This window comes from Succinivibrio sp. (assembly GCF_045124615.1).
In the GTDB taxonomy this organism is placed as follows: domain Bacteria; phylum Pseudomonadota; class Gammaproteobacteria; order Enterobacterales; family Succinivibrionaceae; genus Succinivibrio; species Succinivibrio faecicola.
In genome coordinates this window covers 1-5,040 of sequence record NZ_JBGVMC010000217.1, presented here as the reverse complement: position 1 = coordinate 5,040, position 5,040 = coordinate 1, and the positions used below count along the sequence as shown (strand labels likewise).

Here is a 5,040-nt window from a genome sequence, read left to right as displayed (position 1 = left end):
CAGAGTTCTTGTTGCAGAGTCTATTGTTATATTGAACATCGGATTTATATGAGCATTAATGCTTGCAAAAATCAGATTTGAAAGTCCCTGTGCATCATTATTCTTCTCTTTTAGTTTCTCATATGATGCAAGAACGGTCTTTAGCATGACTAAAACGGTATTCTCTGATAAAAGCTGAGCCTTGTTATTTGAAAAGAATCTTTCAGTCATAATTGAGAATATTCTTACTAATGAATATTCAAGGCTTACATTGTCATACTGACAAAGCTCTGGTGAATAGATAACAAATTCAGGATAAAAGATATCAGAACGGCATTCATGATAGATACATGTACTATCATCAAGTTTTCTTTGAAGACTTACAAAATTATCAAGAGCAAGTCCGCCACAGATTGTTGTTGAAATGATACCTACAGGCAAAGAAATCTCTATATCGGTATCTAATTTGAAAAGTTCAAAAAGATTCTTAGAATGAGCACTTGCAGCGGCAATTATCTTACCTGATGAAAATAGCTTTGCACCACCAACAATAAGAACATAATCCACATGCTCATTTGAACAAAGCTTAATACCATCAGATATACAGTTTATAAGATCACTGTCATTGAATAAATGCTCTACAACCTCAAGACCGGAGTTCTTTAAAGAACGCTTAACCTTATCAATAAGATTTGAAATCTTAGCTGATGTCTTTGAATAATAAAGAAGTACCTTTGAACCACCCTGATACTTAATCTGTCTGCCAACGCCATTTTCCTCATTATCACCAAAAAGAATATTGGTTTTTATAAGATTATTATAGTGGTCCATAAACTTGCTCTGAGTATACTATCTGTAAAGTGCATTAATTATTACTAGTTTAGAAATATATCAGCAAAAATGAAAATAGCAATAAACAATTTTTCAAAGACAACTTATATTATTCTTCAATAGATCTGTATGTGACAAACAACATATTTTTTTTAATTTTTTTTTATTCTGTAAACATGCTAGAAACCTTATCAGTCAAGGTATTTGGAATATAAAGAAAACACAGGTGAATATTTTTACAAAATCTTAGTGATTTATGTATTGTTTTTTGAAATATTTCCTTTAAGATAGCAAAAAAAATTTTGTTTTGATTTTTGTCAATTGGAGATTGCAGCGTGAACGATTCAACTTCAAATAACGCATCTACCACAGTAACTCAGGGATACAAAAATGTACCTGGTGAAAATATCTATGCAAAACAGACTCATCTACCAGGTGAAAAACCAGGTCAGAAAGCATCTCCTGTTGAGCAGAACAAAAAACCAATTCTTGAAATTAAGGGATTAACAAAGAACTTCTCTAATTTCACAGCTGTTAATAATGTTGATTTAACAATATATGAAGGTGAGATTTTCGCTCTTTTAGGCTCTTCTGGCTGCGGAAAGTCAACATTACTTAGAATGTTAGCAGGATTTGAGCATCCATCTGACGGTCAGATCATTCTTGATGGGGAGAACATCGTTGATCTGCCACCTTATAAGAGAACACTCAACATGATGTTCCAGTCATATGCTCTTTTCCCATATATGACAGTAAGACAGAATATCGCTTTTGGTCTTAAGCAAGAACATCTGTCACGTGATGTTATCAATGAGCGAGTTGAAAAAATGTTAAAACTTGTTCATATGGAAGAGTACGAGGACAGAAAGCCATATCAGCTATCAGGTGGTCAGCGCCAGCGTGTTGCTCTTGCAAGATCTCTTGCAAAAGAGCCTAGACTTCTTTTATTAGATGAGCCAATGGGTGCTCTTGACAAGAAGCTTCGTGAACAGATGAGACTTGAGCTTGTAGACATCATCAATTCTGTTGGTGTTACATGCCTTATGGTTACACATGATCAAGAAGAGGCCATGACAATGGCTGACAGAATTGCAATCATGGACCGAGGTGAGTTTGTTCAGATCGGTGGACCACGTGAAATCTATGAGAATCCAAACTGCAGATTCTCAGCAGAATTCATCGGCTCTGTAAATATGTTCGACTGTACCTTAACAGCATCAAATCTAAAGCATTCTGTTATTTCATGTCAGGACTTCCCAAGACCAATCGAACTTCAGCACGATATCGATATTGCAGACGGTATGCCACTGTCTATAGCTATGAGACCAGAAAAGGTATATATCTCTCACGAGGAGCCAAAACAGGAATCAAACTGGTGTGCAGGTATTGTTGAGAATATTGCTTATCTTGGTGATATTTCAATCTATTATGTACGTCTTCCATCAGGAAGAATCATTACAGCAACTCTACCTAATGTAGACCGTTTCAATGTTGGTTTCCCAACCTGGGATGATCAGGTTTATCTAAGCTGGGATCCAGAGTCCTGTATCGCACTTACATTCTAAGAGATAAAAATGGCTGTAGTTAGTTTAAATGCAATAAAAAGACCTGGTTCAAAGGGACATCGTCCACCACCAAGATTTGTTCCAGAAAAAAGGATGAGCTTTAGAGAAAGAGCAATCATCTTCGTACCTTATGTATGGATGATTCTGTTTTTCCTAATTCCATTTTTAATTATTTTCAAGATCTCTTTTAGTGTTACTGAGATTGCGATTCCACCATATTCTCCAATTATTACATTTGAAGAAGGTGCAATGCAGATTATTCTGCATCTTGAAAACTATACAAATATCTTTACAGATCCTGATGGAACCTATATGAGATCCTATCTCAAATCCATTCAGGTTGCAGCTTTTTCAACAATACTCTGTCTTGTAATCGGCTATCCTATTGCATGGGCATTAGCCACTGCAAAAAGTGCTACAAGAAACATTCTGTTTATTCTTGTAATCATGCCAAGCTGGACATCATTTGTTGTAAGAATCTATGCATGGATGACCATCTTAAAGCGTGATGGCATCATCAACGATATTCTCATGACAATTGGGGTTATTGACACTCCAATACAGCTTCTTCAAACAGATCTGGCTGTTTATATAGGTATTGTCTACTGTTATCTTCCATATATGGTTCTTCCTTTATTCTCTGCTTTAATGAAGGTTGACTACTCACTTATTGAAGCTGCACAGGACTTAGGCTGCAAACCAGTAAAGACATTTTTCCAGGCTCTTGTACCACAGACTAAGAGCGGTATTATTGCAGGCTCAATGCTTGTATTCATTCCTGCAATCGGTGAGTACGTAATTCCTGAACTTCTAGGCGGTAAAGATTCAATTCTTATCGGTAGAATTCTATGGCAGGAATTCTTCAACAACAGAGACTGGCCACTGGCTTCTGCTGTAGCAATTACTATGCTGACAGTTATGGCAATACCAATCATCTGGTTCTTTAAGAATCAGCGCAAGGGAGATATAAGATAATGTTTCATTTTAAGAAAGATACCAAGTCTCTGCTTGCTAGAGTCATCATTCTGACTTTAACACTGATATTTTTATATCTGCCAATCATGACACTGGTTGTATACTCATTCAATGCATCCAAGATGGTTACAGTTTGGACAGAGTTTTCTTTAAAGTGGTACAACGCTCTGTTCCATAATTCAGCTATCATAACTGCTGTAGGAATATCTCTTCTGCTTGCATTCTTGAGTGCTATTGCATCAGTTATCATTGGTACTCTTGCTGCCTTTGTAATGGTTAGAATTCGCAAATTCTCAGGTGAAAGTGCATTTTTACTGTTCATGACAGCACCTATGATTCTGCCTGAGGTTATTTCTGGTCTTGCTCTACTGCTATTGTTTGTAACATTAGGAGATCTGATCCCTGTATTCTCAGACAGAGGTCTTATCACCATCTGGATTGCTCATGTGACATTCTGTTCAGCCTATGCTACCGTTGTGATCCGTTCACGCTTTGTTGAACTTGATATTTCAATTGAAGAGGCGGCAAAGGATCTGGGTGCAGGACCAATGAAGGTATTCTTTGTAATCATTCTGCCTGCAATCATGCCTGCTGAAGTTGCTGCATTCTTACTGTCATTTACAATGTCTATGGATGATCTTGTTATTACAAGTTTCGTAGCAGGTCCGAACTCAACAACACTTCCAATGCTCATCTTCTCAAGCGTAAGACGTGGTCTGTCACCTGAGATTAATGCTTTAGCATCAGTAATTGTTCTTGTAGTTTCATTGTTTGCTTTTGTATCCTGGATTCTTACAGTAAGAAAACAGAAGAGAAAGGCAAGAAACGCTGCTTTGGTTGCTGCAGCAAGAAGAAGAGAATCTGCAATACATATTTCTTAATAGAAATTTTTAAAATCAAGCCTGTAGCAGTATTTGTCTGATACAGGCTTTTTTGTATACAAAATTCTTATATTTTGAAAAAATATAGATGGCTTATTTATGCCTTTTTATAGTTTAAAGTGTTTTTTCTGTCACATTTTTTAGATTTTCAAAAATTTTCGTATATAATATGCGCATCCTCTTTGTTAACTAATCGAGATTTTTATGTCTGATTTAAAACTCTTTGCTGGTAATGCAACACCAGAACTTGCAAACGAAATTGCAAAATGTCTTTACACAACCCTATCAGATGCAACCGTAGACACATTCTCAGACGGTGAAGTTCATGTACAGATCAACGACTGCGTTCGTGGCTGTGACACCTTCATTATCCAGTCTACATGTGCACCTACTAACAACAACCTGATGGAATTATTAGTTATGATCGATGCACTTCGCCGTGCATCAGCAGGTCGTATTACTGCTGTAATTCCATATTTTGGCTATGCAAGACAGGACAGACGTGTTCGTTCTGCTCGTGTGCCTATTACTGCAAAGGTTGTAGCTGACTTGTTATCATCTGTTGGCGTAGACAGAGTTTTAACAGTTGATCTTCATGCAGAGCAGATCCAGGGCTTCTTTGATGTTCCTGTTGATAACTGCTACTCTTCAAAGCTTTTTGTAGAAGACATGAAGAATCTTGAATTAAAGAATCCTTGCATCGTTTCACCTGATATGGGTGGTGTTGTAAGAGCACGTGCTATTTCTAAGTTATTAAACGATGCTGATATCGCTATTATCGACAAGCGTCGTCCACGTCCAAACGTATC

General features: G+C 36.9%; 5 protein-coding genes. 4 read left to right on the top strand and 1 reads right to left on the bottom strand.

What is annotated here, in order from left to right; translation table 11 throughout:
* Positions 1 to 810 (bottom strand): iron-containing alcohol dehydrogenase (locus ACJML3_RS05760; RefSeq protein ID WP_406021414.1); only part of this gene is annotated, 810 nt, incomplete at its 3' end.
* A 407-nt stretch (positions 811 to 1,217) separates the two neighbouring features.
* Between ACJML3_RS05760 and potA the strand changes: the two genes are divergently transcribed.
* The 4 genes from potA to ACJML3_RS05740 all read left to right on the top strand — a co-directional run.
* Complete coding sequence (gene potA / locus ACJML3_RS05755; RefSeq protein WP_406021417.1) at positions 1,218 to 2,375, top strand: polyamine ABC transporter ATP-binding protein; 1,158 nt, start codon at positions 1,218 to 1,220, stop codon at positions 2,373 to 2,375.
* A 93-nt stretch (positions 2,376 to 2,468) separates the two neighbouring features.
* On the top strand, positions 2,469 to 3,350 hold the full coding sequence (locus tag ACJML3_RS05750; RefSeq protein WP_406021415.1) for an ABC transporter permease subunit: 882 nt from the start codon (positions 2,469 to 2,471) through the stop codon (positions 3,348 to 3,350).
* The gene (locus tag ACJML3_RS05745) at positions 3,350 to 4,231 is read left to right on the top strand and encodes an ABC transporter permease subunit (RefSeq protein ID WP_406021412.1); all 882 of its coding nucleotides are present in this window, start codon (positions 3,350 to 3,352) and stop codon (positions 4,229 to 4,231) included. The genes ACJML3_RS05750 and ACJML3_RS05745 overlap by 1 nt, the downstream gene beginning before the upstream one ends.
* Positions 4,232 to 4,435: 204 nt before the next feature.
* On the top strand, positions 4,436 to 5,040 hold a 605-nt coding region (locus ACJML3_RS05740; RefSeq protein WP_406021410.1), incomplete at its 3' end, for a ribose-phosphate diphosphokinase.

Bases quoted from the DNA above. Each gene is read 5' to 3' on its own strand.
- ACJML3_RS05750 (WP_406021415.1), top strand. From the start codon at position 2,469: ATGAGCTTTAGAGAAAGAGCAATCATCTTCGTACCTTATGTATGGATG.
- ACJML3_RS05745 (WP_406021412.1), top strand. From the start codon at position 3,350: ATGTTTCATTTTAAGAAAGATACCAAGTCTCTGCTTGCTAGAGTCATC.